The sequence below is a fragment of the Acinetobacter lactucae genome (assembly GCF_013344765.1).
Classification (GTDB): domain Bacteria; phylum Pseudomonadota; class Gammaproteobacteria; order Pseudomonadales; family Moraxellaceae; genus Acinetobacter; species Acinetobacter lactucae_A.
The window spans coordinates 1-1,229 of sequence record NZ_JABVBF010000332.1; the positions used below are offsets into that span (position 1 = coordinate 1).

General features: G+C 32.8%; 2 pseudogenes. One reads left to right on the forward strand and one right to left on the reverse strand.

Annotated elements, in window-relative coordinates:
* Positions 1-883, reverse strand: a pseudogene (locus HUN22_RS17115) (hypothetical protein); the annotation flags it as partial.
* 157 nt (positions 884-1,040) lie between these two features.
* On the opposite strand from HUN22_RS17115, the pseudogene HUN22_RS17120 reads away from it, so the two are divergent.
* Positions 1,041-1,229, forward strand: a pseudogene (locus tag HUN22_RS17120) (hypothetical protein); the annotation flags it as partial.

Genomic DNA, 1,229 nt, shown 5'->3' on the forward strand with positions numbered 1-1,229 from the left:
CTCTTACCTTAGATTGAAATAAATAACTGATCGGATCATATAAAAAACTTTGATTCTGTATATCCGAATCTTCTTTTTTAATTTTTCCAGTAATTCTATGTTTAGCATGAACAAGTCGTTTAACTTCGAATTGGTGCTTTTCTGGATATTCAATAATATAAAATCTTCCATGAATAGCTGTCTCTCCCCAGAAAGGATGAGATAAATTCAAACTATAAATTGGATCTTCTAATGAGATAAAAGCATTACGAATACCGCCTTCAGCTCGACTACGTATGAATCGTAAATTCATTAATTTGTGCAGATATTTATACATCGATAGTTTTTTTAAGCCTGTCGCTTCATATATTTCTGCATTCCCGCAACCCATTACAATACCAAATCGATTGCTATACCTTAATAGCGTCAACAGCAGTAGAGCAGAATGAAAATCCAGATCGCCCTTTTGTCCCAGTGCGTTAATCGATATTGTCTCAATAACTTCTAATAACTTTTCAATCATTGGATATAAAGCTAAACGTTGCTTTATTTTATGAATGTCCCTTTTATATCGTTCAGAAGTCTTCTCCCCGTTAACTTGTAAATTTTCAAAGTACTCATTGCTGAATTTTATGTGACGTACTCTGGCGCGCTGCCCCTGCTCGGGATAACTCACTGTGAGTAAATTCTCTTGTTGAAGTTCATCAATTACTTTGCGTAATTTTTTATGCTGTACGCCTATTTTGGTCGACAGTTGCTGTAAAGGTATTGAGCAAACCTCTGTTCCAAATAACTGAACGAAACGTATCAAAACCCAATGCCCATATGGAGATAAGTTACTTTTATTGTTCTGGTTTAATCTCAAAAGTTGTAACGTATAAATAGTCAGGTCAGCTTTCTTCATATTACTTCCATGCATACATGTTTAGCTAAAGATACCACCACAGGTATAGATAGGCACAAAAACATGCTTAAATAGTTTAATTCCGCTAATTAACATTTATTTAATGATTATTTAATGTTAATTTAAATTATTAAACATAATGAAAAGATAAGCGAAAATGGCAAACAAAGTCATGACTATTCAAACATGGTTGAAAAAAGATGAAGTATTAAAAAAGCAATTTTTATTAGAAAGAATACAATCACAAGTAGACATTACTTTATTCCCCAACCATGAAGAGAAAAGATATTTTATTTCGGATGCATCTCAATTTAACTCGTCACCAGAACAACAAGCTGTGATAGAA